Source organism: Phenylobacterium sp. (assembly GCF_041913825.1).
In the GTDB taxonomy this organism is placed as follows: Bacteria; Pseudomonadota; Alphaproteobacteria; order Caulobacterales; family Caulobacteraceae; genus Phenylobacterium.
The window spans coordinates 37,318-62,390 of record NZ_JAYSEO010000007.1; the positions used below are offsets into that span (position 1 = coordinate 37,318).

23 protein-coding genes are annotated in these 25,073 nt (G+C 69.3%); 10 read left to right on the top strand and 13 right to left on the bottom strand.

Going from position 1 to position 25,073, the window contains the following annotated elements:
* Positions 1–6: 6 nt before the first annotated feature.
* Positions 7–1,344 carry a nucleotide sugar dehydrogenase gene (locus ACE3Q8_RS07140; RefSeq protein ID WP_374469568.1) on the top strand — a complete coding sequence of 446 codons (1,338 nt, stop codon included), beginning with the start codon at positions 7–9 and terminating at the stop codon, positions 1,342–1,344.
* A 278-nt stretch (positions 1,345–1,622) separates the two neighbouring features.
* On the opposite strand, the gene ACE3Q8_RS07145 is transcribed toward ACE3Q8_RS07140, so the two are convergent.
* Positions 1,623–4,709, bottom strand: coding sequence for an efflux RND transporter permease subunit (locus ACE3Q8_RS07145; RefSeq protein ID WP_374469569.1), 3,087 nt, complete (start codon positions 4,707–4,709; stop codon positions 1,623–1,625).
* Entirely contained in the window at positions 4,706–5,872 is a 1,167-nt protein-coding gene (locus ACE3Q8_RS07150) for an efflux RND transporter periplasmic adaptor subunit (RefSeq protein ID WP_374469570.1), read from the bottom strand. The genes ACE3Q8_RS07145 and ACE3Q8_RS07150 overlap by 4 nt, the downstream gene beginning before the upstream one ends.
* Between ACE3Q8_RS07150 and ACE3Q8_RS07155 the strand changes: the two genes are divergently transcribed.
* The 3 genes from ACE3Q8_RS07155 (at position 5,871) to pgm (ending at position 9,298) form a co-directional block, all read left to right on the top strand.
* Positions 5,871–6,503, top strand: coding sequence for a TetR/AcrR family transcriptional regulator (locus tag ACE3Q8_RS07155; RefSeq protein WP_374469571.1), 633 nt, complete (start codon positions 5,871–5,873; stop codon positions 6,501–6,503). The genes ACE3Q8_RS07150 and ACE3Q8_RS07155 overlap by 2 nt on opposite strands.
* 354 nt (positions 6,504–6,857) lie before the next feature.
* The gene (locus tag ACE3Q8_RS07160; RefSeq protein WP_374469572.1) at positions 6,858–7,226 is read left to right on the top strand and encodes a hypothetical protein; all 369 of its coding nucleotides are present in this window, start codon (positions 6,858–6,860) and stop codon (positions 7,224–7,226) included.
* Positions 7,227–7,627: 401 nt separating this feature from the next.
* Positions 7,628–9,298: a phosphoglucomutase (alpha-D-glucose-1,6-bisphosphate-dependent) gene (gene pgm / locus ACE3Q8_RS07165; protein ID WP_374469573.1), complete on the top strand. Its 1,671-nt coding sequence runs from the start codon at positions 7,628–7,630 to the stop codon at positions 9,296–9,298.
* On the opposite strand, the gene ACE3Q8_RS07170 is transcribed toward pgm, so the two are convergent.
* The 7 genes from ACE3Q8_RS07170 to fba form a co-directional block, all read right to left on the bottom strand.
* Complete coding sequence (locus ACE3Q8_RS07170) at positions 9,278–9,754, bottom strand: helix-turn-helix domain-containing protein (protein WP_374469574.1); 477 nt, start codon at positions 9,752–9,754, stop codon at positions 9,278–9,280. The genes pgm and ACE3Q8_RS07170 overlap by 21 nt on opposite strands.
* 78 nt (positions 9,755–9,832) lie before the next feature.
* Entirely contained in the window at positions 9,833–10,021 is a 189-nt protein-coding gene (locus tag ACE3Q8_RS07175; protein WP_374469575.1) for a hypothetical protein, read from the bottom strand.
* A 61-nt stretch (positions 10,022–10,082) separates the two neighbouring features.
* On the bottom strand, positions 10,083–10,967 hold the full coding sequence (locus ACE3Q8_RS07180; RefSeq protein WP_374469576.1) for a UTP--glucose-1-phosphate uridylyltransferase: 885 nt from the start codon (positions 10,965–10,967) through the stop codon (positions 10,083–10,085).
* A gap of 431 nt (positions 10,968–11,398) precedes the next feature.
* On the bottom strand, positions 11,399–11,908 hold the full coding sequence (locus ACE3Q8_RS07185; RefSeq protein ID WP_374469577.1) for a MarR family winged helix-turn-helix transcriptional regulator: 510 nt from the start codon (positions 11,906–11,908) through the stop codon (positions 11,399–11,401).
* A 53-nt stretch (positions 11,909–11,961) separates the two neighbouring features.
* Positions 11,962–12,561 (bottom strand): hypothetical protein, encoded by a 600-nt coding sequence (locus tag ACE3Q8_RS07190; RefSeq protein ID WP_374469578.1) that lies wholly within the window; start codon positions 12,559–12,561, stop codon positions 11,962–11,964.
* Between the two features lie 143 nt (positions 12,562–12,704).
* Positions 12,705–13,403 carry a sugar transferase gene (locus ACE3Q8_RS07195; RefSeq protein ID WP_374469579.1) on the bottom strand — a complete coding sequence of 233 codons (699 nt, stop codon included), beginning with the start codon at positions 13,401–13,403 and terminating at the stop codon, positions 12,705–12,707.
* A 175-nt stretch (positions 13,404–13,578) separates the two neighbouring features.
* Complete coding sequence (gene fba, locus ACE3Q8_RS07200) at positions 13,579–14,664, bottom strand: class II fructose-bisphosphate aldolase (RefSeq protein WP_374469580.1); 1,086 nt, start codon at positions 14,662–14,664, stop codon at positions 13,579–13,581.
* Between the two features lie 183 nt (positions 14,665–14,847).
* Here fba and ACE3Q8_RS07205 point away from each other — a divergent pair, with 183 nt between their 5' ends.
* The 3 genes from ACE3Q8_RS07205 (at position 14,848) to ACE3Q8_RS07215 (ending at position 17,538) form a co-directional block, all read left to right on the top strand.
* Positions 14,848–15,678 carry an ABC transporter permease gene (locus ACE3Q8_RS07205; RefSeq protein ID WP_374469581.1) on the top strand — a complete coding sequence of 277 codons (831 nt, stop codon included), beginning with the start codon at positions 14,848–14,850 and terminating at the stop codon, positions 15,676–15,678.
* Positions 15,679–15,686: 8 nt separating this feature from the next.
* The gene (locus tag ACE3Q8_RS07210) at positions 15,687–16,427 is read left to right on the top strand and encodes an ABC transporter ATP-binding protein (RefSeq protein ID WP_374469582.1); all 741 of its coding nucleotides are present in this window, start codon (positions 15,687–15,689) and stop codon (positions 16,425–16,427) included.
* Positions 16,428–16,572: 145 nt separating this feature from the next.
* Positions 16,573–17,538, top strand: coding sequence for a cell wall hydrolase (locus ACE3Q8_RS07215; protein WP_374469583.1), 966 nt, complete (start codon positions 16,573–16,575; stop codon positions 17,536–17,538).
* A 60-nt stretch (positions 17,539–17,598) separates the two neighbouring features.
* Here ACE3Q8_RS07215 and ACE3Q8_RS07220 read toward each other — a convergent pair whose 3' ends face one another.
* Positions 17,599–17,913: a hypothetical protein gene (locus tag ACE3Q8_RS07220; protein WP_374469584.1), complete on the bottom strand. Its 315-nt coding sequence runs from the start codon at positions 17,911–17,913 to the stop codon at positions 17,599–17,601.
* Between the two features lie 474 nt (positions 17,914–18,387).
* Between ACE3Q8_RS07220 and ACE3Q8_RS07225 the strand changes: the two genes are divergently transcribed.
* Positions 18,388–18,540 (top strand): hypothetical protein, encoded by a 153-nt coding sequence (locus ACE3Q8_RS07225; RefSeq protein ID WP_374469585.1) that lies wholly within the window; start codon positions 18,388–18,390, stop codon positions 18,538–18,540.
* Between the two features lie 356 nt (positions 18,541–18,896).
* On the opposite strand, the gene ACE3Q8_RS07230 is transcribed toward ACE3Q8_RS07225, so the two are convergent.
* Complete coding sequence (locus ACE3Q8_RS07230; protein WP_374469586.1) at positions 18,897–20,978, bottom strand: DUF6473 family protein; 2,082 nt, start codon at positions 20,976–20,978, stop codon at positions 18,897–18,899.
* 131 nt (positions 20,979–21,109) lie between these two features.
* Between ACE3Q8_RS07230 and ACE3Q8_RS07235 the strand changes: the two genes are divergently transcribed.
* Positions 21,110–21,742 (top strand): FkbM family methyltransferase, encoded by a 633-nt coding sequence (locus ACE3Q8_RS07235; RefSeq protein ID WP_374469587.1) that lies wholly within the window; start codon positions 21,110–21,112, stop codon positions 21,740–21,742.
* A gap of 87 nt (positions 21,743–21,829) precedes the next feature.
* On the opposite strand, the gene ACE3Q8_RS07240 is transcribed toward ACE3Q8_RS07235, so the two are convergent.
* Positions 21,830–22,033 carry a hypothetical protein gene (locus ACE3Q8_RS07240; RefSeq protein ID WP_374469588.1) on the bottom strand — a complete coding sequence of 68 codons (204 nt, stop codon included), beginning with the start codon at positions 22,031–22,033 and terminating at the stop codon, positions 21,830–21,832.
* 446 nt (positions 22,034–22,479) lie between these two features.
* Here ACE3Q8_RS07240 and ACE3Q8_RS07245 point away from each other — a divergent pair, with 446 nt between their 5' ends.
* Positions 22,480–24,555 (top strand): putative bifunctional diguanylate cyclase/phosphodiesterase, encoded by a 2,076-nt coding sequence (locus ACE3Q8_RS07245; protein ID WP_374469589.1) that lies wholly within the window; start codon positions 22,480–22,482, stop codon positions 24,553–24,555.
* Here the strand turns inward: ACE3Q8_RS07245 and ACE3Q8_RS07250 are convergent.
* Positions 24,544–24,963, bottom strand: a complete 420-nt coding sequence (locus tag ACE3Q8_RS07250; RefSeq protein ID WP_374469590.1) for a BLUF domain-containing protein — start codon at positions 24,961–24,963, stop codon at positions 24,544–24,546. The two genes, ACE3Q8_RS07245 and ACE3Q8_RS07250, sit on opposite strands and share 12 nt — an antisense overlap.
* Positions 24,964–25,073: the final 110 nt, after the last annotated feature.

Below are 25,073 nucleotides of genomic sequence, written 5' to 3' on the forward strand. Positions count from 1 at the left end.
GGATTCATGGCCGACCGAACGCCCTTCGAAGTTCTGAGCGCCCGCATCATCGACCTTACGGCCACTGTCGGCGTCATCGGCCTGGGCTATGTGGGCCTGCCGCTCGCGGTCGCCGCCGCGCGTCAGGGCTTCCGGACCCTCGGCTTCGACATCGACCCTGCCAAGCCCGAGCAGATCCACGCCGGGCGGTCCTATATCGACGCTGTGACAAGCGGCGAACTGGCCGATCTGGTGGAGGACGGACGTCTCTCGGCGACCTCGGCGTACGACCACCTTGGCGACTGCGACGTGATCGTGATCTGCGTTCCCACGCCGCTCGGCCGCAACCGCGACCCGGACCTCTCCTTCATCGAGTCCACCGCCCGGGAAATCGCCGGCCGACTGCGGCCGGGCCAGCTGGTCGTTCTGGAGTCAACCACCTACCCGGGGACCACGCGCGAAGTGCTCAAGCCGCTTCTTGAGACAAGCGGTCTTTCGTGCGGCGTGGACATCTTCCTTGGCTTCTCGCCTGAACGCGAGGACCCCGGCAACACGGCCTTCAACACGGCCACCATCCCGAAAGTCGTCGCTGGCGATGGGCCCGAGGCTTCAGACCTCGTGCAGGCCTTTTACGGCGCGATCGTCAAGCAGGTCGTGCCGGTCTCCTCCCCCGACGTCGCCGAGGCGGTGAAGATCACCGAGAACGTCTTCCGCGCCGTCAATATCGCGCTCGTGAACGAGCTCAAGACCATCTACAGCGCCATGGGCATCGACATCTGGGAGGTGATCGAGGCGGCCAAAACCAAACCGTTCGGCTACATGCCCTTCTACCCCGGCCCAGGGCTCGGCGGGCACTGCATCCCCATCGACCCCTTTTACCTGACCTGGCGCTCCCGTGAATTCGGAACCCCCACCCGCTTCATCGAGCTTGCCGGTGAGATCAACACGGCCATGCCCCACCAGGTGGTGGAGGCGCTGGCCCGGGCGCTGGACGCCCGCCGGCAGCTGGCCCTCAGCGCGTCCCGCATTCTGCTGATCGGCCTCGCTTACAAGAAGAATGTCGCCGACGTGCGCGAGAGCCCGTCCTTCAAACTCATGGAGCTGCTCGAGAGCCGCGGCGCCCGGGTGGCGTTCCATGACCCCCATGTGCCCGTTGCGCCCTTCACCCGCGAGCACCTCGATTTCGCCGGCCGCCCATCCGTGGCCTTGACCGCCGACGCCCTGCGCGGCTTCGATGCGGTCCTGATCTCCACGGATCACGACGCGGTGGACTACGCCCTGTTGCAGGAGGCCCGATTGGTCATCGACACCCGCAACGCCATGCAGCGGCGGGGATTGTCGCTCGGCAACGTGGTCAAGGCCTAGGGCGCCAGCAGCCCTGCGCAGGGCGTCCTGAAGGTGTGAGCAGAGCACCGGTGGGCGCACGGCCGCAGCGCGGAGCAGCGTGAGGCGGCGCCTTGGCCGACGTCTCGCGCCCGCGCCCTGGCCGCCGCGCCAGGGCCGGAGGCCGCCACCGCGCCGGCGCCAAGCGGCCGGGAGCGGACGTGCACGTCCGTGTTCACCCGTAGCGCCCGCGCGCAATGCTCATGCGTCGTGGTCGATCGCCTCCCGGCGCGGGGCGCCCCGATCGCACGCCGCGTCGCTCAGGCCGCCTGCGGCAGCGGCGTCTCGGCCTCCGGCGCCGCCGCCGCGCCGCCGCGGCTCAGCAGCCAGTAGGTGACGGGGGTCGCCACGCGCGAAAGCAGGGTGGACGTCACGAGCCCGCCCATGATCGCGATGGCCAGGGGCGAATAGAGCCCGGAGCGTTCCAGGGCCAGGGGCAGGAGCCCCAGGATCGCCGTGACAGAGGTGAGGAGGACCGGCAGGAAGCGCACCTCCCCCGCGCGCTCGATGGCCTCGCGCAGGGGCGCGCCCTGGCGTCGCAGCTGCTCCGTGAAGTCCACCAGCAGGATCGAGTTCTTGACCTCGATCCCGATCAGCGCCACCAGCCCGATCGTGGCGGTGAAGGACAGGGCGTTGCCGGTCAGCCAGAGCGCGGCCACGGCCCCGAAGAGCCCGAGCGGAATCACCCCCGCCACCACCAGGGCGGTTCGGAATTTTCCGAATTCCAGCACCAGCACGGCCAGGATGCCGAAGATGGCGATCGCGATCGCCGCGCCCAGGCCGGCGAAACTTTCCGATTGCGCCTCGGCCTGGCCGCCGAAGGACAGGCGGTAGCCCGGCGGCAGCTGCAGACGCGTCTTCAGCGCCTGGCTCGCCTGCTCGGTGACGGCGGAGGTGAGGTGGCCGGTTTGCACCTGGCTCGTCACCGTCACCGTCCGCTCACGGTTGAAGCGGGTGATCTGAGCCGGGCTCGACCGAAATTGCGGCTCGGCCACCGTGCGCAGCGGCGCCGCTTCGCCGGCCGAGGTCGGGAGGTAGATCTCCGAAAGTGCGGAGAGCTCGTTGCGCGTGGCCATGGGCAGACGGACGCGCACAGGGTAGTCGTCCCCGTCCGGATCACGGAAGCGCGCGGTCTCCTCGCCGGAAAGCGCCAGCCGGACGACGCGCCGCGCGGCGCCGGCCGGCACGCCGAGGGCCGCCGCCTTGCCCTCATCGAGGCCGAGCTCCAGATCCGTCCGGTCGACGCTCAGCGGGTTGTTCACGTCCCGCGCGCCGGGTGTGGCCTTCAAGATGCGCTCGGTCTCCCCGGCGAGGGCCTTCAGAACGGCCATGTTCTCGCCGCTCAGTCGAACGGCCACGGGCGCTTCGACGGGCGGACCGTTCTCGAAGGTGATCAGGCTGATCCGCGCGCCGGGGTAGAGGGCGAACTCGGCGCGCAGGCGGTCCAACACCCGCTCGCTGCGGCCCGGCCGCCAGCCCTCGAGGGCGGCGAAGACCTCCGCATAGTTGGCCTGGGGCTGGCGCTGGGTCTGATTGTAGAAGATCTGCGGATTGCCCCGCCCCAGGTTGGCGGCGGTCCAGGCCACATCAGGCTCCTGCGCCAGTCGGCTCTCCACGTACCGCAGGGCTTGGTCCGTCCGAGCCAGCGACGTCCCCTCCTGCGTCTCGACCCGGACCAGGAACTGCGGGGTCTCTGCGGGCGGGAAGAGGCTCGTACCGATGGCGCCGAGCAACGGGATCGTGGTCAGGCAGATTGCGCCGATGATCGCCAGGGTGATCCACGGGCGCGCCAGCGCGCCATGCAGCAGCGGGCTATAGAGGCGGTGGATGGCGCTGTTCACCGCCCGATAGGCCGCATTCCCCTCAGGATCTTCCCGCCGCGAAAGAAAGCGGCTGGCGAGGAAGGGTATGATGGTGAGGGAGACCACCAGCGACGCGCCGACGGTGCAGAGCACCGTGACGGGCAGGGAGCGGATGTAGGCGCCCGAGCCCCCGGGAAGGGCCAGGAGCGGCAGGAACGCGAGCATGAGCGTGGCCGTGCAGCCCACCACGGCCAGGCTGATCTGCCGCGTGGCCGTGATGGCGGCGGCGGTGCGTTCCATGCCCATGCGCAGGTGGCGCGCGATGTTCTCCACGACGACGATGCTGTCGTCGACCAGCAGCCCCAGGGCGAGCACGAAGCCGGCGATAGAGAGCTGATTGACCGTGAAGCCGAGGGCCTGCAGCAAGGCCAGTCCGATCAGCAACGAGAGCGGGATGGAGACCATCACCACGCCGGCCGCGCGGAGACCCAGCGGCAGGAGGGTGATCGTCACCAGGCCAAGCGCGATCGCGAAGTCCCGGAAGAGCTTGCCCAGCCGATGCTCCACGTTCTTCGCCTGCACGAAGCCAAGCTCGAGCTTCACACCCCCTGGCAGGGTGCGCTCGAACTCCGCAAGCGCCGCCTCGATCGCCTGGGTCACCTTGGCGACGTCGGCGCCGTCCTTCTGGGTGGCGGTGACGAAGAGCGCGCGTCGCCCGTTGAACCGCGCCAGGTGCTGGGCCTCCGCCTCCGCCCACTGAACCTGCGCCACATCACGCACCCGCACGACCTGGCCATCGATTTCCCGCACCGGCGTGTCGGCCACATCCTCGAGGCTGCGGAAGGCGCCGCCGGATTTCACGTTGAAGCGTCGCTCCCCGACGTGCACCGCGCCGATCGGCGCGTCTGCGCCAGCCGCCCGAAGCGCGTCAGCGACGGCCGTGGGCGGCAGACGAAGCTCGGCCAGGCGACCGAGGTCGAGGGCGACGCGAAGCTCAGATGAGGTCGCGCCCCAGACTTCCGATCGTCGCACCCCGCCGACCCGGTCCAGTCGCTCGCGCAGCCGCTCGGCGACCTTCTCCAGCCGGCGCATGGGCAAGGACTCGCTGGTCAGCGCCACCTGGACGATGGCCACCTCGGTCGTGCGGGCGCGCCGCACCTCCAGCAGGGTCACGCCCTGCGGCAGCGTGCTGCGCAGGGCGTTCACCTCCCGGACGACCTGGTCGTACTTGCGCTCCGGGTCCACGTCCCAGGTGAAGTTGACCGACACCACGGTCGCGCCGTCCTGGCTGGTCGACGCGATGTCGTCGACGTCGTCGAGACCCGAGAGCGCGTCCTCAATGGGGTCGGCGACCAGTTGCTCCATATCCGCAGGCTCGGCGCCGGGCAGAACGGCGCGCACCACCATGGTCGGGATGGGGAAGTGCGGGTCTTCGGATCGCGGGGTGGTGTTGAAGGCGTTGAGCCCGAGCATGACCAGCAGGGCGAAGGCCACCAGCGTGAACTGCCAGCGCCGGACCGCGAAGTCGGCGATGTCGACCCTCATCGCCCGGCCGTCACTTGCGACGTTCCTCGGTGCGGGTCGACGACCCGCACGGCATCGCCGTCGGAGACAAAGCCGGCGCCGGCGGTGATCACGTGCTCGCCGCCGGCAAGCCCGCCCACCAGGGCATGGTCGCCTTCGAAGCCGCCGAAGCTCACGGTGCGCCGGCGGGCCTTGCCGCCCGCGTCCACCACGAGCACGGCGGCTGTGCGGCCTTGCGCCTCGACGATCGCCTCCGCCGGAATGCGCGTCGTAAGGGCGCCGGCGGCGCTGGGCGGTTGCGCCGCAGCAATGCGTGCGCGGGCGATCTGGCCGCTCCGCAGCCCGATCCTCGGCGCGAGTTCGATCTCAACGTCGATCACGCCTGTCCGCGCGCCGGCCCGTTCGCCGACCCGCACAACGCGTCCCGGGAACGCCCCTGTCACGCCGTCCAGCTCCACCGAGGCGCTGGCGCCGGGCCGGATACGGTCAACCTCCCGGTCGGGCACCGGCGCCCAGAGAACCAGCGGGCTCTGCTGGTCGGCCACGCGCAGCACGGTCTGTCCCGGTTGCACCACCTCCCCAGCCTGGGCCGCGCGTTCGAGCACCACGCCGGTGACCGGGGAGACCAAGGTCGCCCAGCGGCGATCGAACGCGGCGGCGCTGTAACTGGCCTGCGCGGCCTGCAAAGCGCTGCTGCGGTCGTCCAGCCGTTGGCGGCTGACAAAGCCCTTCTCAAAGAGCGCCTGATCGCGGGCGAGATCGCGCCGGGCGCGCTCCAACTCGGCGGCGGCGCGCTGCTCGGCCGCGGCCAGGCCCGTAGGGTCGAGGGTCGCCAGGATCTGTCCGGCTTGCACCGCCTGGCCCTGCTCCGCCCGGATGCTCGTGACGACGCCCGACGCGCGGAAGGACAGGTCCACCTCCCGCCTGCGCGCGACCCGTCCTGTGGTTTGGATGGTGATTGGCCCCTCGCCCGCCGCCACACGCACGGCTTGAACCACCGGCGCCGCCACAGGCTCCGGGGGCTTCGCCGCCACACCGCATCCCCCCAGGGCCAGAAGAAGAACCGCAGCTGCGGCGGAGGCTTTCGGCACGGCGTCCCACTTGACCGATCGATGATAGACGATCAGTGATCGGCTTGCGCGGGCGGTTGTCAAGCCAGCGCGACTGAGCGACCACAGCCGCATGACAGCCACCCTTCCGCGATCGCCGCGCAAGCCGAAAGGCGGCGGGCGCGAGCGGCGCGAGGAAATCCTCGCCGCCGCGCTGCGTCTGTTCGGGGAGCTTGGTCTGCATGGCGTCTCCACGCGCCAGATCGCCCAGGCGGTGGGGATCTCCCAGGCGACGCTCTACGCCTACTTCCCCTCCAAGGACGACATCGCCGCGGAGCTGCACGCGCGCGCCTTTCGGGATCTTGAGGCGCGTTATGCGGGGTTCCCGCTCACCCCGACGGACGTCCCGTCGATCGCGGCGGCCTTGCGGATCTACGTGGACTTCGGACTGGACAACCCGGACGCGTACCGCGTGGCCTTCATGCTGGAGGGCCCGCTTGGGCGACTGTCCTCTCCCTGCGAGCCAGACCTGTCCAAGCCGGGCAAGCGCGCCTTCGACATCATGCGGAAACTGGTGATCGACCTGCATGCCGCCGGACTGAGCCGCACCGACGACCCGGAACGGCTCGCCCAGTCCCTCTGGGCGGGCGTGCATGGCCTGGTCGCCCTGCTCATCGCCCGGCCGGGCTTCCCCTGGGTCGATCGTGAGGCGCTGGTGTCCTCGCACACCCGAATGCTCGCGCAGGCCGCGCTCAGCGCCCGCTAGTTGAAGGCGGACCGTCGCGCGCGTGGTCACGTCCCCGTCCGGTGCGTCGGCTTCGCCCAGGCGACACGGCCGGCGGTGCGCCGGGCGCGGCGGGTCGGAGTCCCGCGGCCGAACGTCAGCCGAACCTGTCGCGGACGAGGCCGCAGGCGGTGGTCGGCGCCGAGGGTCGGCCAGCGCGGGCGGGTCCGCCCGCCACCCGTGGCCTGGCGGCCAGGGTCCAGACCCGACGGCGGCGGCCGAGCGCTAGGCGGCGGGTGCGGCTGAGCGTCGTCCATCGGAGGCGCAACGGAGCGGCGCAGCCGAAACCTCCCAGCCTGGATGTGCGTTGGCCCGCGCAGGCATGAGCACGGGACCATGAGTGACATCGACGCATTGATCCACAGGCTGGGCGGCGCCGTCACCTATCGCACCTTCGACGCGGACACGCCGCCGGCGCGCCCGAGCTGGCCGGTCCTTGCGCGGCTCGCCACGGCCGGCGCGACGCCGTCGTCCGATCGCGAGCCGGCGACGCCACAGACGGCGGCGGAGCCCCGCAGTTTCCGGGCCGCTGTCTCCCGGTCCAGCCCGGACCAACCTGAGGCCTCCTCCGCCAGCACCCCCGAGCCGCCCCTGGCGCTTGCCGCCTATGGCCGGGCTCCGTCCGCGCCCTCCGACCCCTCGTCGGCGCGCCTCGCCGACGTTTTCGCGGCCCTGGCGCACAAGGGACCGGCTGGAGTTCGCTGACGCGGTGTGGGGAGAGGCGGTGCGGGGTGCGCTCCGCGACCACAGCTTGGGGCAGGGTGGGACGATGTCTGGCGGACGCGAAGCGCGGCCACACACCAACACGCGCCACCCGGCTCGTCAACCGACTGGCAAGACTTGCGCCGAGCGCCCCGGCCGACCCTGAGATTTCGCTGCGCCCCCACGTCGCGCTTGGCGCCGGGGCGAACCCCGATACTGTCGAGGCGTCGCGAGCGATTCCGTCGGCGCCGCCCGCCTGGCCATCGGGCGAACCCGGCGACACCTCGCGCCGGCCAGGACGCGCGTAGCGGTGTGAGAACCGCCTTGTCTCGCTCAGGGATGCGCCCGTCCTGGCGTCAGGCGCGTCAGCGGCGTTCCACCGCGGCCACTCGGAAGAGGCTGACATGACACACCCGCGGGCCGGCGAGCCGGCTGCCCCGGAAGACCTCGTGGACCTGGACGCGCTGCTGCGGGCCTATGAGGCGGTGACGCCGGACCCCACCCGACCCGAACAGCGAGTCTCGTTCGGCACCTCAGGGCATCGCGGTTCCAGCCTCGACGGCGCCTTCAACGAAGCGCACATCATCGCCATCTCCCGCGCCGTCGCAGACTATCGGCAGAGCGTCGGCATCACCGGACCGCTGTTCCTGGCGCGCGACACCCACGCCCTTTCCGAGCCGGCGTGGCGCACGGCGCTTGAGGTGTTCACGGCCGCCGGTGTCGATGTCTACATCGACGCCGCTGGCGGGTTCACGCCGACGCCGGCGGTCTCTCGGGCCATTCTGGCCACCAACGCGGCGGCCGGGGCGGCGGTCAGCGACGGCGTTCTGCTTACGCCGTCGCACAACCCGCCGCGTGACGGCGGGTTCAAGTACAACCCGCCCCACGGCGGGCCGGCCGGCGGCGACGTCACCCGCTGGATCGCCGATCGCGCCAACGCGCTGCTGGCCAGCGGTCTGTCACAGACGCCCCGCGCCCCCTTTGGGCAGGCCCATGCGACGGCGCGCCGCTACGACTTCCTGCACGCCTATATCGCCGAGCTGCCGATGGTGATCGACCTGGCGGCGATCCGCAGCGCCGGCGTACGCATGGGCGCCGACCCCTTAGGGGGCGCCAGCGTCGCCTACTGGGGCGCCATCGCAGATCGGTTCGGATTGGAGCTGGAGGTGATCAACCCGCGGGTCGACCCTCGGTGGAGCTTCATGCCTCTGGATGCAGACGGGCGTATCCGGATGGACTGTTCGTCACCCTTCGCCATGGCGGGCCTGCGCCAGCGCATGCAGGCCGAAGCCCGATTTGATATCGCCGTGGGCAATGACGCCGACGCCGACCGGCACGGCATCGTCACCCCCGACGGCGGGCTGATGAACCCCAATCATTTTCTGTCGGCGGCCATCAGCTATCTGGGCGAGCGCCGAGCGGACTGGGGCGGCAGAGCCGCGATCGGCAAGACCCTGGTCTCGTCGGCGATGATCGACCGCGTGGTAAGCGCGCTGGGCCGCCGCCTCTACGAGACACCCGTCGGTTTCAAGTATTTCGTGCCGGGCCTGCTCGCCGGAGAGCTGGCCTTCGCTGGCGAGGAGTCGGCGGGCGCCAGCTTCCTGCGACGCGACGGGCGGCCCTGGACCACCGACAAGGATGGGATCCTGCTCGCCCTGCTCGCCGCAGAAATGCAGGCGACGGACGGCTGCAGCCCGAGCACGCGCTATCGTCAGCTGGAGGCCCGGCACGGCGCGGCGGCGTACGCGCGCAGTGACGCGCCCGCGACAGCGCGCGAGAAGGCGCGGCTGGCGACGCTCGGTCCGGAGGATGTGCGCCAAGATGAACTTGCCGGTCAGCCGATCCTGAGCGTCCTGACCCGCGCGCCGGCCACCAGCGACCCGATCGGCGGCCTCAAGGTCGTCACCGCCGACGCCTGGTTCGCCGCTCGACCGTCGGGCACGGAAGACGTCTACAAGATCTATGCGGAGTCCTTCCGAGGCCCCGAGCACCTGCACGCGGTGCAGGCGGATGCGCGCGAGATCGTCACCGCCGCCCTTCAGGCGGCGAGGGGCTCACCAGTAGCGACCGTCTGAGCCGTACCGGAGCTGCAGGACGGCCAGCAGGCGCGCGCGCTCCGGTGAACTGAGCCGGGCGATGGCGGCCAGCGCCGCCTCCCCAGCCTCCCCCAGGCCAGCCCACGCCGTGCCCGTAGCGCTCTCGGGCAGCCTTGCGCTCACCAGCGCGCCGTGCGGGGCCGGCGCGGGATCCGCCTGCCCCAGCGCCGCCTGGGCGATGAGCTCGCCCGGCGCGAAGCCCAGGCAATCCGCCGCCTCGATGAGGCGGGACACGGGCATGCGGTCCACGCCGATCTCGTACTTCCGGTACTGCACGATGCTGACGCCACAGGCCTCCGCCAGGACCCGCAGGCTGATGCGTTTCTCCCGCCGGCGCGCCCGCAGGACGTGACCGAGCCGGGTGTCGAAGTCGGTGCTGCGTCGCAGGCGTTCGCTGCCGCCCGCTTCAGCCGGATGCGAGGGTGTTGCGGACATGGATTGAGGCGTCTCCTGGAACCTTCAACAGGCTCACGTCGGGGCGGGGCGCCCGGCTCGAGGCCGAAGCACGGGCCGTTAGCGCCGCGGAAGGACGAGCTGCGGCTCGGGGACCGGCGTGTCTCCGTTGAGCACCGCGGCCGTATGCTCCGCATCCGCTTTCGAGAGCCCCGATTGGGTCATTCCGCCGAGCGTTGCGGGGCCGCCCTTGTCGAGATCCATGACGGTGTAGCCCGACGAATCGGGCCGTACGGCATAACGCTGCATCGGACTATCATGCCGCCGCACGCCGGAAGCACAAGGGTCGCCCGAACCGCCGGCCATGCCCTCAGGCCGCGCCCGCCTGCAGCAGTTCGGCGATCGCCGCGCGCGCCGCTTCGGCGAGGTCCGGCCGGCGCAGCGCGAAGGCGACGTTGGCCCGCAGCAGGCCGATCTTGTCGCCGCAGTCGTAGGTCGTGCCCTCGTACTCCAGCGCATGGAAGTCCTGGCGCTTCATGAGGTTGGCCATGCCGTCGGTGAGCTGGATCTCGCCGCCCGCGCCGCGCTCCTGGGTCTCGAGGATCTCGAAGATGTCCGGCTGCAGGATGTAGCGGCCGGAGATGAACAGGTTGGAGGGCTCCGTCCCGGGGGCGGGCTTCTCGACCATGCCGGTCATACGGTTCAGCCGGCCGTCCTGTCCGTCCAGGGCGACGATGCCGTACTTGTGGGCCTCGCCCTCAGGCGCCGGCTCCACCACCACGATGTTGCCGCCCACCTTGTCGTAGGCCGCCACGGCCTGGGCGAGCGCCGGCGTCTCGGCGGCCATCAGCATGTCCGGCAGCATGACCGCGAACGGCTCGTCGCCAATCACGTCGCGGGCGCACCAGACCGCATGGCCGAGCCCCAGGGGCGCCATCTGGCGGATGAAGCTCATCTGGCCCGGCTGCGGCAGGTCTCTGCGCACCTCCTCCAGGATGGCGGTCTTGCCCTTGGCTTCCAGCGCCTGCTCGATCTCCGGCGAGGCGTCGAAGTAGTCCTCGATGGCGCCCTGACCGCGGCCGACGATGAACACGAAGTGCTCGATGCCGGCGGCTCGCGCCTCCTCGACGATGTAGGACAGGATCGGCCGGTCGACGACGTTGAGCAGGTTCTTGGGCGTGGTCTTGGCCCCGGGCAGCACACGGGTGCCCAGCCCAGCCACCGGCAGGACGGCCTTACGAACGCGCTTCGTCATCTCCGCTCCTGTGCTGAGACTTCAGGGACGCCGGGGGCTCCGTGCTTCGCCTGCAGGTCTGCGTCTTCTGCTCGTCGAATGGCGCCGGACACATTCAGTCGGGTCGCCAACCTGCGCCCGGCGCGCTGGGCGGCCGGCTCGCGATCCCACTCCAGGCAGGTGCGGGCAAGATCATGGCTGAGGCCGATGTGGAGCACGCGCCAACGGCCGCCGGCGCGCGCCAGATGCACAAAGTTGCCGGGGACCCGCGGGTGGCTGCCGCCGCCGGCCCAGAGCCGGAAGCGGTAGACCGCGCCCGAGGCGCCGCTCAGATCCAGAAAGTCCGCCCCCAAAGATCTGTCCCTTCCACCGGCGGCCCATGCCGGCGCCCGCGTCGCTGCGGGGCTGCACGCCACCGCCGTCACGGCAGGAAGTCCGCAAGCTTGGCCTTGTCAATCCAATGCCAGTGATTCGCGACGCTTTGTTTGTTTCCCCGGCGGCGCGCCAGGCGTGGGGCCCGTCGCCAGTGCTGACCTGGCGAGCAGCATCGCCAGCAGGCCGTGCAAGGCCTCGCCGCGGCCCCTGGGCAACAGACTGAGAAGTTGCTGATTGGCCCGGGCCATCCTGGGCTGCGCTTCCTTCAGGACCGCGTGACCGGCCGGCGTAAGCCGCAGGGCCTGGCGGCGCCGATCGCTGGTCGACATCGGCCGTTCCAGCAGCCCTTTGCGGGCCAGGCGCAAGGTCATCACCGCCATGGTGGAGCGATCGATGCCGGTCCGCGCCACGAGCTGCGCCTGTGACACGCCCTCCTCAGCGGCGATCCCCGCCATGACGGTGTACTGGCGCGGCGTCAGGTGTCCGTCGGGGGTCTCGGCGACATAGAGGGCTGCGGCCACCTGCTGAGCCTGATGCAGGAGTTCGAGCAGCGAATCGCCGGGCTTCAGAGCATTTTCGTGGCGCACAGGAACCCTTTCTCTGTTCCGGACGCGGGGCGCGTCCACCGGCCGCGACGTGGTCACCGCGAGAAGCGCACGAAGACTGTCTCCAGGAAGCGGCGGATCTCATGGCTGACCTCGTCGGCAGAGACATCGCGCCAGCTGATTTCCGACCGCCGCCCATTCTCGTCGGCGGGTCCCGGCGTCGAACCGCCCTGCAGCACGCTTACGCCCCCGCCGGCGGCCGGCATCAGTTCGATGTAGGGGGCAGGCTGGTCTGCGGGATGATCGCGCGGGCTCACCTCCAACTTGAGAACCAGTCGCCCGGCCTCCTCGCGCTGCGTGACCTCCGCTCGGTGTCCACGGGCGGTGATGGTGCGCGCGACGTCATCTAGGAGCGGCTGAAGCTCGCGTTGGGCCAATCGCCGGAAAGGATCGGTGGGCGTCTGCCGCGGCGGCGGCGGTGCGTCCACCACAGCGTCGTATCGCTCCACGAGCTCGTCGATGCGGGCGTGCAGGTCCGTCGCCGCCCCGCTGCCCACCGGATCGACGAAGCCCACCGGCTCGGCCGCGTGCTCCCTCCGCGCCACGCGGCGCGGCCGATCAAAGAGCATGAAAACCAGCACCGCCACGCCCACGAAGAGCACGATGCCAAGAACTTCCTGCAGCGAATAACTCATGCCGCCCCACTCTCGCCCGGCTGTGGCCGGACGCCCGACGCCCTCACCTGCTCCTACGGGTCAGGAGCCTTGGCTGCAAGCACGCTGGAACCCACTTTGACGGGGGTGTCATGGGGCGAGCGTTTCAGGGCAGGAACCGCGGCCTATGCCGAACCTTCCGCCAGCAGTACGGCCGGTATGGTTTGGAAGAGGATCCAGAGCTTCAGGCGCAGGCTGCGCCGCCGCACATAGTAGCAGTCCGCCGCCACGCGCCGACGGTAGGTGGTTCGGCTGCGGCCGCTCACCTGCCAGAGCCCCGTGAGACCGGGCTTCACCGCTATGTAGTAGGCGAAGTAGCGGCCGTAGCGAGGGATCTCCTCGGCCACGATCGGGCGGGGCCCGATCAACGCCATGTCGCCGCGCAGGACGTTGATCAGCTGCGGCAGCTCGTCGAGGCTCAGCTTGCGCAGCACGCGACCAAGCGGCGTGACCCGGGGATCGCGGATGAGCTTGTGGTCACGCGCCCAGGCGGTGCGGGCGGAAGGGTCGGACGCGAGGATGTCGCGAAGCCGGCGTTCCGAATCCGGCGCCATCGTGCGGAACTTCAGGCACTGGAACACCTGCCCGCCCCGGCCGATGCGGGCCTGCCGGAAGAGGCAAGGCCGCCCGTCGGCGACAAGGATGCACAGGCTTATCACCAGCATCAGCGGGACGAGCGCCAGGAACACGCCGCCGGCGAGCGCGAGGTCGCAGGCCCGCTGCAGGCCGCGGGCCAGCGCCGGGCGCCCGGCGAGCGGCGGCGCCTGCGGCTGCGGCTGCGGGCAGCCTGGTTGGGCGATCTGTCCAGCGTCGACCAGACTCATGGCGCGACTAGAGCCCTGCCCCGACCCGCGGCGCAAGTGCCCGTTCCGACGCAACCACCGCTGGTCCGCCGCGGCGAGATCGGCGCTGCCACAGGGTGGGGCGGCTGGGTGCGTACAGGGCCGCCCCGTCGGGCGTGAGCAGAAGCGCTGACATGACGCCCACCGGCGGGGCTCGCTACTCCGCGGCGACCCGGGTGATGCCGATCTGCGGGGCCAGTTCGCCCGCGGCGTAGCGCTTGGCCATGGCCGACAGAGGCAGCGGCTTGATCTTCGAGGCGTGGCCGGCCGTGCCGAACTCCTCGAAGCGCTGGATGCAGACCTTGCGCATGGCTTCCTTGGCGGGCTTCAGGTAGCTGCGCGGGTCGAACTCGCCCGGCTTCTCGGCGAACACCTTCCGGATGGCGCCGGTGATGGCCATGCGGTTGTCGGTGTCGATGTTGATCTTCCGCACGCCGTGCTTGATGCCGCGCTGGATCTCTTCCACCGGCACGCCCCAGGTCTGGGGCATCTCGCCGCCGTACTTGTTGATGATCTCCTGCAGCTCCTGCGGCACCGAGGAGGAGCCGTGCATCACCAGGTGGGTGTTGGGCAGGCGGCGGTGGATCTCTTCGATCACGTGCATGGCCAGCACGTCGCCGTCGGGCTTACGGGTGAACTTGTAGGCGCCGTGGCTGGTGCCCATGGCGATGGCCAGCGCATCGACCTCGGTCGCCTTCACGAACTCCACGGCCTGGTCGGGATCCGTCAGCAGCTGGTCGTGGCCGAGCTTGCCCTCGAACCCGTGGCCGTCCTCCTTCTCGCCCATGCCGGTCTCGAGGCTGCCCAGCACGCCGAGCTCGCCTTCCACCGAGGCGCCGACCCAGTGGGCCATGTCCACGACGTTGCGCGTGACGCGGACGTTGTAGTCGTAGTCGGCCGGGGTCTTGCCGTCGGCCATCAGCGAGCCGTCCATCATGACCGAGGTGAAGCCGTACTGGATCGCGGTGGCGCAGGTGGCCTCGTTGTTCCCGTGGTCCTGGTGCATGCAGATCGGGATGTCGGGGTACATCTCGGCCATGGCGTCGATCAGGTGCTTCAGCACCACGTCGTTGGCGTAGGACCGCGCGCCCCGCGAGGCCTGCATGATCACCGGCGCGTTGGTGGCCTCGGCGGCCTCCATGATCGCCAGCGCCTGTTCCATGTTGTTGATGTTGAAGGCCGGCACGCCGTAGCCGTGCTCGGCGGCGTGGTCGAGGAGCTGTCGAAGCGTGATCCGGGCCATGGCCTTCCCCCAAAGTTGTGGCGACGGATCGATAGCACAGTTCTCAGGCGCTGGGCGCCGCACCGCTTCTCGCAGATGCGGCATTTCGGCACGAGGTCGGCGGCTTGGGCCGACGCGCCCGCGGCGCTGGTGGACGCCCGCCGCCGCGCATGCCAAGGAGGCGCAGCCAACCTGGAGTGGAGAATGTCGGAGACGCCGCACATCCTGCGAACCGGCGCCCGGGGGATCGGTTCCGAGCTCCAGCGTGCGCTCGCGGACCTGACCCAGTCGCTTCGCCAACTTGGCCTTGCCTGGGCGCTGGCCAAACACGACATCGCTGCGCGCTATCGCGGCTCGATCCTGGGACCGTTCTGGATCACCTTGTCGATGGGCGTGGTCATCGCCGGCACCGGCACCCTCTACGCGACGCTGTTCAAGGTGGACACCGACGTGCTGCTGCCGCACCTGGCCTGCGGCCTGGTGATCTGGACCTTCCTGGCGAGCACACTGGGGGAAGGCTGCGAGAGCTTCATCAATGGCGCCGGCATCCTGCGCCAGACCGCCTTGCCCATGTTCACCTTCATCTGGCGCACGGTCTTCCGGAACCTGCTCACGCTCGCGCACCATGCCGTGATCATCGTGGTGGTGCTGCTGGTGGTGGGCGCGCCGCCTGGCAATGTCCTGCTGTCGGTGCTCGGGCTGCTGGGCCTGGTGCTGCTGATGGCGCCGCTGGTGATGCTCGTGGCGATCGGTTCGGCGCGCTTCCGCGACATCCCGCAGGTGGTGATGGCCGTGATCCAGTTCATGATGTTCATGACGCCGATCTTCTGGATGACCAGCCAGGTCGGCCGCTCCCACGCCTTCCTGAGCTACAATCCCTTCTACTACTATATCGACGTCGTTCGCTCGCCGCTGATCGGCCATGCTCTGGATCCGCGAAGCTGGCCCGTCCTGACGATCAGCCTCATGATCAGCTGGGGACTGGCCATGTTTGTGTTCGCCCGAACCCGGCGGCGTATCGTCCACTTCCTCTGAGGCGCGCCATGAGCCTGATCGTCGTCCAGGAGCTCGACCTGTCGTTCCCGGTCTACGGGACCGACGCCCGCTCCCTGAAGAAGCACGTCGCCGCAGCGACGGTCGGCGGCCGCCTGGGTCTCGACGGGGCGAAGGTGAACGTGGTGAGCGCGCTCCGCGGGCTCAGCATGGTTCTGCGCCCCGGAGACCGCCTGGGTCTTGTGGGCCCCAACGGCGCCGGCAAGACAACCCTCCTGAGGTGCCTGGCCGGCGCCTACGAGCCGAACCGCGGTCGGGTGGAGGTGCACGGGCGCGTGGCGGCCTTCCTGGACCTGAACCTTGGCCTCGACGCCGACGCGACGGGTCTGGAGAACGTGCGCCTGCGCTGCCTCCTGAGCGGCATGAGCGAAGCGGAGATCGCCGGGCGCATGGACGACATCGCGGCGTTTTCGGGCCTCGGTCCCTACCTCGCCCTGCCTCTGAAGACCTACAGCGCGGGCATGACGGCGCGGCTCGCCTTCGCCGCCGCCACGGCCATCCAGCCCGACGTCGTCCTGATGGACGAGTGGATCGCCGTGGGCGACGCCGAATTCCGGGCCAGCGCCCATCAGCGGCTTAACGAGATCGTCGAGCGCGCGGGCATTCTGGTCCTCGCGTCCCATGACCTCGACACCATTCGCGACCACTGCAACAAGGTCATGCGACTGGACGCCGGGATCGCTTCACCGGTTCTGCCGGTCGAAGCTCTGCCAGAGCTCCTGGCCGCCTGAGGCTTGGCCGGGGACCTTCCGCCGCAGCCGGTTGGCTTGGAGAGAGAACGGTGTGCTGCTAAGGGCCTGCGCATCACGGGAGATCGGCATGTCTCAACCGAAGCGGCGCCTCATCGGGGGCGCTGTCGCGTCCTTAGCGCTCGTCATGGGCCTGCTTACGGCGGGGCTTCTGCACCAACGCGAGCGCGACGTCTCCCTGGCCAAGGGCTCGGCGGCCTCCGCCGCCTCGGCTCGCGTGGTCACGCCGGTCAAGCTGACGCCGGCGGACACGCCCAACCTGCTGCGCGACCTTTCCCCGGCGGAGGCCCTGGCCGTCAATCAGGCGACGCCCTTCTCCAAGGAGCCGATCCTGGCGGCCCGCCCCTTCCTCCTGAGCACGCCCAGCGAACTCGACCGGGCGCGCGCGCTCACCTGCCTGACCCAGGCGATCTATTATGAAGCCGGCTTCGAGTCCCTCGAGGGCCGTCGGGCTGTCGCGCAGGTGGTCCTGAACCGTGTCCGTGCGCCCGACTTTCCGAACACCGTCTGCGGCGTGGTGTTCCAGGGGTCTGACCTGCCGACCGGCTGCCAATTCACCTTCACCTGCGACGGCGCTCTGGCGCGCGCGCCGGATCCGGCGAAATTCAAGGAAGCTGAAACCATCGCCGCCGCCGCCCTCTCGGGTCAGGTGATGAAAGGCGTCGGAATGGCGACGCACTATCACACGGATTGGGTGGTCCCGTACTGGATGAGCTCGCTCACCAAGATGACCCAGGTCGGCGCACACATCTTCTATCGCTGGCCTGGCGCGCCCGGCCTTCCCGCCGCGTTCCGAGAAGTCTATGCCGGCGGAGAGCCTGCTGGCCCCCTCCTGGCGGGACTCGTTCTCGCGGAGGCCGCGCCTGTCGCGCCGGTCGCCGGGGAGCCCCTGCCCCAGGTGGAGATTGCAGCGCCGCCGATCCTTCCGCCGGCGCCCCATGCAAGCCGCGTCGCTGACGCCGCCGGCGCGGAGCCGCAAAACGAAGGGCGCGGAGAGCGGATGGCGTTGGTCACGCCGCCAGCCGCCCCTGTGACCAGCGGTTTTCAGCAGTCCGAAAGCTGGACGCCCCGCCCCACCTGGCGGGCCTTCTGAGGTCGCTGCCCTAGGCGAAAGCGCCCGTCGCGCCGAAGACGGCTCCTGATCTTCGCCGGCTCAGGAGGCCCGCCTCGCCCGAAGCCACAGTTCAGCGCGTTGCAGTGCGCGTTGCTCACAGATCAGCAGCATCAGCGACACGGGGCCGAGCCCGGAGAGCAACAGCCCAAGCTGTACCGGAAGGTAGACGACGCGCCAGCCGAAGGGCCCGAAGGTCGTGGCCAGCGCCCCGATCAGGAGCGCGCCGCACCAGGCGGTCACCGGCTGGGGGGCGAAGCCCGGCCTGGAGGCTAGGTAGGCGATCGCCCATGTGGCCGGGTCTAGCAGAGGCGCCACCACGCCCGACGCGAGCGCAGAAAGGAACGCGAACACCATCAACCCCTGAGCTGGTTCATCCCAAACCGGTCGCTCAAGAATGCACCTCAAAGCTGAGCTATAGCAATAGGTGTGATCGCCTGGCGCTCCACCTTAACGATTGTTGCGCAGAGCATTTGCGCGTCCAGCTGGCAGATTCTAGGTCGCAGTCCGGCGCCGTTCGGCGAGGCGGGAGGTCACCCGCAGCCGACCCGTCCCTGAAAAAGAACAGCCCCGGCGTGGCTTACGCCGGGGCTGAGGCTCGGTTCGGTCGGGTGGGTGGGTGGGGTGCGCCGCGCCGAGTTGCAGTTGGCTTGTCAGACGCGCGTTTGGCAGATTCCGCGGCCTTGCGCCACCGCAGAGACTCCATCTGTATGCGGGCTTTCGCCGCAGCATGTCTTCGCCCCCGAACGCGCGCCAGAATGCAAAACACGGGCACTCCCGCGCATCCTGTGCGTTTCCGTGACAACCGACGCAGATCGGTGGGAGGAAAACATGCGCGTAGACAGCGAGGCGGGCCGGAGCGGCGCGCGTGGGATCACGCCTGTGGGCGCAGGTCGTCTGCTGGCGGTGGCGCTCAACTTCGCCATCTGGGCAGGCCTGATCTTTGCGATCAGCTATGGCCTGACCGCGCTGCGGATCGGCTAGTGTCTCCGGCTGAGCAGGCGGTCGATCGCCGAGCGCCGGGCCTCAGCCCCTGGCTCGCAGAACAAGCAGGCCAATAACCATCCAGGCGCCAAGGCTCGCCAGAAGGAGCATCGCGCGCCCCAGGCCCACGGGTGACACACGCAATCCAGGCAGTCTGCTGGTCATGACTTCGCCTCCCTGTGTCAGTCTGACGCCGACTTCTGCAGCGGAGCATGCGCGCGCCGCGCGGCCCTGACAAGGGAGGCGTGGCCCGGGCCTCAGCCGAGGGATTGTCGGTCGGCCGCCCCCCTGCCGCCGCGCCCACGCTGCGGCGCCGCCGAGGGTCACCCGAGTCCGGGCGGCGCCGCCCGCCCGGATCAGGCGCTCGACAGCGGCTGGCCGGAGAGCAGCGTCCTCAGGCGCGGCGCCAGAGCCGTCGCCACGGCGTCGTGCATCTGCTGGGAAGGATAGTAGAGGTTCTCGCGACCGACCGTCTGCTCATTGGGGTCGCCGCCCCCAAAGACCACCGGCAGGACTTCGCCGGAGAAGGCGCTCCGGGTGGGCTCCGGCAGCCCCTGGCGGGTGACCACCTCGACGTAATCGTCGAACACGTCCCGCACCGCGGCCACGGTTTCCTCGTCCACCAGGTGCGGGAAGCCGTTGAACAGGCTGTAGGCGTCCCGCACGTCGAAGGTGTACGCCGGTGACCGCTCCGCGAACCACACGAGGATCGTCGGTCCCTGGGCGGCTGACGCTATGGCCCGAACGGCTCGCACCCAGCTCTGGCGAGACTCGGCCACCAGAGCGCGGACCTGCTCGGGCGGCCGCTCGGCGACAATGCGCGCCCAGGCGGTGTCACAGTCGATCCGTTCTGGGCCGGAGGGGGTCTGATAGGACACCAGCGCCCGCCCCTCGACGCTTTGAAAGGCGCTGTTGTCCTCCATTCGGGCGGCCATGACCTGCACGACCACGGCGCGCGCGCCTTTCACCACCTCCAGGGCCTCAGGGTGACGGGCGAAGAATGAGGGACCAGCGCCGCCGCGCCCGAGATTGAACCCGCCGAGGCCCAGGTCCTGCGATACGCGATGGGGAAACGGCGTCTGCACGAAGGCGCCGAAGGTTTGCGACGCCCCGACATAGGCGATGTAGTCCTGGCCGGGTTGCGGCAGCGGCCCGCGGCAGAGAAAGCCGAGACGGTCCACCGGCGTCGGCTCATACTCGATGAGATAGTAGTGACGATCCTGATAGTCGCCATGTCGGCTGCGGGCGTGTCCCTGGCGCACCCGCTCTGCGCGCGTGGCGCGGTCAGCCTGCTCTTGTTCCTGCGCCGCCTGCGCTGCGGCCATGGCGTCGGGTCCGGAGAGGCGAACGTCGTCATCGGTCCGCCCGCGGGCGGCGAGATAGGCCTCCCTCAGGGCCTGGCTCGCGGCGTCGGCGAGCTTCACAAACGCGCCCTGGGGAGGCGCCATGTCGCCTGCTCGCTCCAGGAGAGCGCCGATTCCGTGCAGGACCTGCTCCGGATGGGCGCTGACCTCCTCATAGCTGACATGCAGGAGCCGCCGAGCGCCAACCAGCCGCCGCGCCAGGTCGCGCTCCATGGCGAAGGCGTTGGCCAGCAAGGTGTCCACCTGATCAAAGTCCTGGCCGAGATCGCCCGCCGCCAGTGTGGCGGCTTTGGCGGGTTCCACCGCGTGCCAGACGCCGGTCTTGCGAGCGCGAACCGTGGAGATGGCCTGATCCAGCTTGTCGTCCCGGCTGAGATAAATCAGCCGCGCGCTCTCGGCCAAGCCGCTCAGATAGCTTCGCTCGGACGGCTGGAGCAGCGGCTCGATGTCTGACAGAAAGTGGGAGATCAGCTTGGTTGCGAACACGCCCTCCACCGCGCTCCTGGCCATCAGGTTCTGGACCGCCGCAACCAGATCGAACAAGCCGACCGGCCGATCGCGCAGCAGGTTCACGACCCACGGCCGTACATGTTCGATGGGCCGGCCGAAGCCCGCCGACGTCATCAGGCTCCCCAGGTAGGTGGAGCCCGCCCGGGGCGTGTTGACGATGGCGCAGATCTGTTCCGGCAGGGGCGGCCGCGGTCCGGGGCGCACGTCCTTGAGGATCACCTGCGGCAGCAGGTCCGCCACGAAGCCGTCGATCTGGAGGGTCTCGAGGATGGCCGGCGGGAAGCCCTGCTCCCTCAGCGTCTGACGCAGTCGGGTCTTGGCCGCCTCCTCGTCAAGGGCGTCCATCACCACCAGTCGCTGGATCTCCAGGTCCAGCGCCAGCCGCACGCTCGCCTGCCGCAGCGGGAAGAGCCGCCGCGGCGAGTCCCCCAGACGCTCCAGGAGAACGCCATGGCAGGCCGGGTCCGCCAGCACGACCGTGTCCGCAGGCGGATCGCGCAGCAGCGCAAGCACGCCGGCGGCTTCCGGGTCAGCCAGCAGGTTCCTCAGCCAGGATGCGTCCATCGGGTCCTCTGTGCAGCAAGGGCTGCACGCCTAGCGAGAAATCCTTGCGGGTGAAAGCCTCGCCGACACGCCACGCCGTTGTCCAACGCCGCCGGCGGTGCTTAGAAGCGTCTGCGTGGGGGAACGAGGCCATGGACCATATAGAGCAGCTTATCCGGTACCACCTGACGCCGGAGATGATCGCCTTCGACGTGGGCGCGAACCACGGCGGTTATGCGCTCATCATGGCCAGCGTGTGCCAACAGGTGATCGGCTTCGAGCCCATCCCGGAGCTGGCGGAGGACCTGCGCCGGCGCGCGCCAGCCAACCTGAGCGTCGAGACGCTGGCCCTGTCCGACCGGGAGGGTCGAGCCGATTTCCACATCGATCTGCGGGAGGGCCTCAACGCGCAGCAGAGTTCGCTCCTGACGGTGGACGAACTCCATCAGGCCAAGCTTGTGCGGACGGTGACCGTGGAAACGATCACCCTTGATCATTACGTCGCCACCCGCGGCGTGACGCCGGACTTCCTCAAGATCGATGTGGAGGGCTGGGAGCCGGAGGTCTTCGCCGGCGCGGCGCGCACCTTGGCCGAGCACCGTCCGGTCGTTCTGTTCGAGATGTGGGAAACCCACTACCCGCGCTACCGCGACTGGTTCCATCGCCTTGACGCGACGCACCATCTGGTGCGGGCGGGCGCGCCCCTGGCGGCCATCCCTTACTATGAAGCGGCGACGCGTTACGAGGTGGCGGACGTGCTGGCCATTCCACGGCTGCGACGCTGAGTTCGCGCCACAGAAGGCCATGCCGCCGTCACACCGCAGGACGGGCGACCGTCATCATCTGTTCGATCCACGGCCGCCCTCACCCAGCTAGAGCTGGTTGAACGCTCCGCATCCACATTTCACCACCACGTGCTCGAGCTCTTCGCGCGACCGAACGGTGAGCAGCGGCGCGTGGCAAGCGCCACACAAACAGCGGGTGTCGCCCTCCGCGAGCATCTGCGTTTCGGCGCAGACGAGCGTGCGCCGCCCGATGAAGAGGCCCGGCACAGTACGCAGTTGAAGAAAGGACACGGCAGACTCCCCCTGTTCGATCCCGCTCGGATAGCACCCTCTTGTTGCATTGCAACATGACAGAATCGTCGCACTGCTCGATCGGCGACGCGACGGTCGGATCTGCAGCCTTTCTGCGCGGATCGTGCTCAGCGCCTGCGCAGTCGATTTGGCTTGCGACCGAGCGTTGGGCGCGCCCGTCTTTAGCTGGACGGGTCTCCAGGCCGGGCGTTGAAGTCGCAGGGTCTGGGTCTCTGCGGCTCTAGCGGGGCGGCTGCGGGCGCCAGCGCGATAGCCGGCCCAAACACCTCAGCGGGGCCCAAACGCGAGGCGCGTGAAGTCCCGACGTCATGCGACGATAGTTCCTGCTCCGCAACGCCAACAAATGTTAGACCGACATTAATCCTGTTCAGCTCTGCCTGGTCGCGTTTTGGGGGTCGTAGCATGCCGTTTCGAGTTGGTGGTCTGTGAGCGATGAGCGCCCGGAAGGCTCCGCTCTTAGGTACGACGCCGCGATGGCGAGGCGACTTTCACGACGCAGACTGCTCAGCGTGGCGGGAACGGCCCCAGCGATCCTGTGGGTTTCCGATGAGCAGGGACGCGTCATCTTCATCAATCAACGCTGGACCGAGATAACGGGCCAGCCCCCTGAGGACGCCTGCGGCGGTGGCTGGCTTGAGCGCGTGCACCCCGATGACCGGCACGAGGTGGCGCGCGCATTTGAGGCGGCGATCCTTCAGCAAGGCGCCTACGGGGCCGAGTACCGGCTGCTGACGCGAGAGGGCGCGCCTATCTGGGTGCTGGATCGCGGTGAGCCGGAGCGCGAAGGCGGCAAGGTGGTGGGTTATGTCGGTACTGTCACCGACATCACCACGCGCAAGGCGGCTGAAGCGCGACATCGAAGCGCGCTGGATCAGCTCTCGGCGGTTCTCGACAGCACCAGCGACGCTATTCTCGTGGTCGACGGCGCAGGGGTCATCACCTACTTCAATCGTCAGGCTGAGGAGCATCTGGCTCCGAGCGTGCTGACCCGTGGGGCGTCCTTGCCAAGCCTGCTTCCGGCGGGCGAGCAGGTGGGGTTCTTCGCTTGGCTCCGGCGAGTCGCGCGACAGGATCGAGCGCGCACCTTCCAGATCTACATGCCCGGCACAGGCCGTTGGCTTGAGGTTCGAGCCTTCCCCAACGGCGGACAGATTTCCCTGTTCGCGCGCGACATCAGCGAGCGCCGTGCGCTGGACGAGGAGCGCCGGGCGGCCGAGGCGAGGATGGCGCACGCGGCGCGACACGATCCCCTTACCGGGCTGCCGAACCGGGTGGTCTTCGCAGAGCATGTGGAGCGGGCGCAGCACCGATCCTTGGCGTTCCACTACATGGACCTCGACGGGTTCAAGGAGGTCAACGACACCCTGGGCCACCTGGCCGGCGACGAACTGCTGCGGACGGTGGCTGAGCGCCTCCGCGCGGTCGCGCCGGCCAAGGCGGTGATCTGCCGTTTCGGCGGGGATGAGTTCGGCGTTGTCTATGACAAGGCTGGCGTCGACGTCGCCAGCGTGTCCCGGGCGATCATCGAGGCCGTCGGACAGGCGCTCCCGATCGATGGGTCCTTGGTGACGATTGGCACGAGCATCGGCGTGGCCCTGTCGCCGCAGCACGGAACCGACCCGACGGCTCTGCTGAAAGCCGCGGATGTGGCGCTCTACCGCGCCAAGGCGGAGGGACGGAACACATTTTGCATCTTCGATGAAGCCATGGCCCAAGCGATCGAGGAGCGCTGGGTCCTCAAGACCATGATCAGCCAAAGCCTTGCGGAGGGGCTGTTTTGGCTGGGCTATCAGCCTGTGGTCGATCTTCGTACGGGTCAGCTCGCAGGCTTCGAGGCGCTTCTGCGATGCAGTCACCCCGCCGTGGCCGCTCAGCCTGTGAGCATGTTGATCGAGGTCGCCGAGGAGACGGGACTGATCGTACAGATCGGCGAATGGGCGCTTCGCAGCGCCTGCGAGGCGGCGCGAGGCTGGCCCTCGCACCTGTTCGTGGCCGTCAACCTGTCGCCTGTACAGTTCCGAGATGGACGACTTCCGGCGATCGTTCGCAACGCTCTCGCGGACGCAGATCTGCCCGCCTCACGCCTGCATCTGGAAATCACCGAGACGGTGCCGTTGCACTCCAACGCCGGCAATGTGGCTCAACTGTCCGCCCTCCGGCAGCTGGGACCGCGGATCGTCCTCGACGATTTTGGCACGGGCTACTCGTCGCTGAGCTATCTCCGATCCTTTCAATTCGACGCATTGAAGCTCGACCGCAGCTTCGTGGCCGGGTTCCAAGTTCAGCCGGAGGCTCATGCCATCGCCCGCGCAGTCGTGGCCCTCGCTCACGGCCTGGGCCTGCATGCGGTGGGCGAGGGCGTGGAGACGGCTGAACAGGCGCGGGCCCTGCAGCGAAAAGGCTATCGCTACGCTCAGGGACACCTCTTCGGAACCGCCGTCGACAGGCGAGCGGCAGGCGCGCTCGCTGCAGATCCTGACCTGACCTGGCTAATCGGATAGATAGGGGAACGCGATGCAGTCCTCAACGACGTCGATCAGGTCGTCTGTCCAGTCTCGCCCTCCCTTGGCGGCGTCATCCGCGGCGGCCAGGATTGTGCGCCGGACCACCTCAGAGCCCCCGCAGTAGGCCAACCGCCAGTTAGGGAACCGTCTGGTCTGCACGCCGCGGTCGGCTATGACCTGCACCTGCTCATGGCGCGGATCGCGGACGATGGAGCGCATGAGCTCCGCGAGCTCCGCCTCGGGTCCCTCGAGGTATTGCAGGTTCCGATCTCCCGCCGTGACGAGGGCGCCGGTGATCCGGAGGGCGGCGTTTCGCTGCAGGGCGCCCGCCACGATGCGCTCCATCTCAGCGCAGGTGGCGTGCGGCTCGATCAGGTTGCGGCTGACGTAGATCAGGTAACGCATGGGTCCGGGGAACGGCCGCATAGCACAAGGGCGACGCGCGCGAAAATCCCCGGGGGATGAGGGCCGGCATGGCGCCCCGGCCGAGCGGCCTCGGTGAGCGAGCAAGCCTG

Excerpts from the sequence above, each read along its gene's own strand:
- ACE3Q8_RS07140 (WP_374469568.1), top strand. The coding sequence starts at position 7 with ATGGCCGACCGAACGCCCTTCGAAGTTCTGAGCGCCCGCATCATCGAC.
- ACE3Q8_RS07145 (WP_374469569.1), bottom strand. The coding sequence starts at position 4,709 with ATGAGGGTCGACATCGCCGACTTCGCGGTCCGGCGCTGGCAGTTCACG.
- ACE3Q8_RS07155 (WP_374469571.1), top strand. The coding sequence starts at position 5,871 with ATGACAGCCACCCTTCCGCGATCGCCGCGCAAGCCGAAAGGCGGCGGG.
- ACE3Q8_RS07150 (WP_374469570.1), bottom strand. The coding sequence starts at position 5,872 with ATGCGGCTGTGGTCGCTCAGTCGCGCTGGCTTGACAACCGCCCGCGCA.
- ACE3Q8_RS07160 (WP_374469572.1), top strand. The coding sequence starts at position 6,858 with ATGAGTGACATCGACGCATTGATCCACAGGCTGGGCGGCGCCGTCACC.
- pgm (WP_374469573.1), top strand. The coding sequence starts at position 7,628 with ATGACACACCCGCGGGCCGGCGAGCCGGCTGCCCCGGAAGACCTCGTG.
- ACE3Q8_RS07170 (WP_374469574.1), bottom strand. The coding sequence starts at position 9,754 with ATGTCCGCAACACCCTCGCATCCGGCTGAAGCGGGCGGCAGCGAACGC.
- ACE3Q8_RS07175 (WP_374469575.1), bottom strand. The coding sequence starts at position 10,021 with ATGCAGCGTTATGCCGTACGGCCCGATTCGTCGGGCTACACCGTCATG.
- ACE3Q8_RS07180 (WP_374469576.1), bottom strand. The coding sequence starts at position 10,967 with ATGACGAAGCGCGTTCGTAAGGCCGTCCTGCCGGTGGCTGGGCTGGGC.
- ACE3Q8_RS07190 (WP_374469578.1), bottom strand. The coding sequence starts at position 12,561 with ATGAGTTATTCGCTGCAGGAAGTTCTTGGCATCGTGCTCTTCGTGGGC.
- ACE3Q8_RS07195 (WP_374469579.1), bottom strand. The coding sequence starts at position 13,403 with ATGAGTCTGGTCGACGCTGGACAGATCGCCCAACCAGGCTGCCCGCAG.
- fba (WP_374469580.1), bottom strand. The coding sequence starts at position 14,664 with ATGGCCCGGATCACGCTTCGACAGCTCCTCGACCACGCCGCCGAGCAC.
- ACE3Q8_RS07205 (WP_374469581.1), top strand. The coding sequence starts at position 14,848 with ATGTCGGAGACGCCGCACATCCTGCGAACCGGCGCCCGGGGGATCGGT.
- ACE3Q8_RS07210 (WP_374469582.1), top strand. The coding sequence starts at position 15,687 with ATGAGCCTGATCGTCGTCCAGGAGCTCGACCTGTCGTTCCCGGTCTAC.
- ACE3Q8_RS07215 (WP_374469583.1), top strand. The coding sequence starts at position 16,573 with ATGGGCCTGCTTACGGCGGGGCTTCTGCACCAACGCGAGCGCGACGTC.
- ACE3Q8_RS07220 (WP_374469584.1), bottom strand. The coding sequence starts at position 17,913 with ATGGTGTTCGCGTTCCTTTCTGCGCTCGCGTCGGGCGTGGTGGCGCCT.
- ACE3Q8_RS07225 (WP_374469585.1), top strand. The coding sequence starts at position 18,388 with ATGCGCGTAGACAGCGAGGCGGGCCGGAGCGGCGCGCGTGGGATCACG.
- ACE3Q8_RS07230 (WP_374469586.1), bottom strand. The coding sequence starts at position 20,978 with ATGGACGCATCCTGGCTGAGGAACCTGCTGGCTGACCCGGAAGCCGCC.
- ACE3Q8_RS07235 (WP_374469587.1), top strand. The coding sequence starts at position 21,110 with ATGGACCATATAGAGCAGCTTATCCGGTACCACCTGACGCCGGAGATG.
- ACE3Q8_RS07250 (WP_374469590.1), bottom strand. The coding sequence starts at position 24,963 with ATGCGTTACCTGATCTACGTCAGCCGCAACCTGATCGAGCCGCACGCC.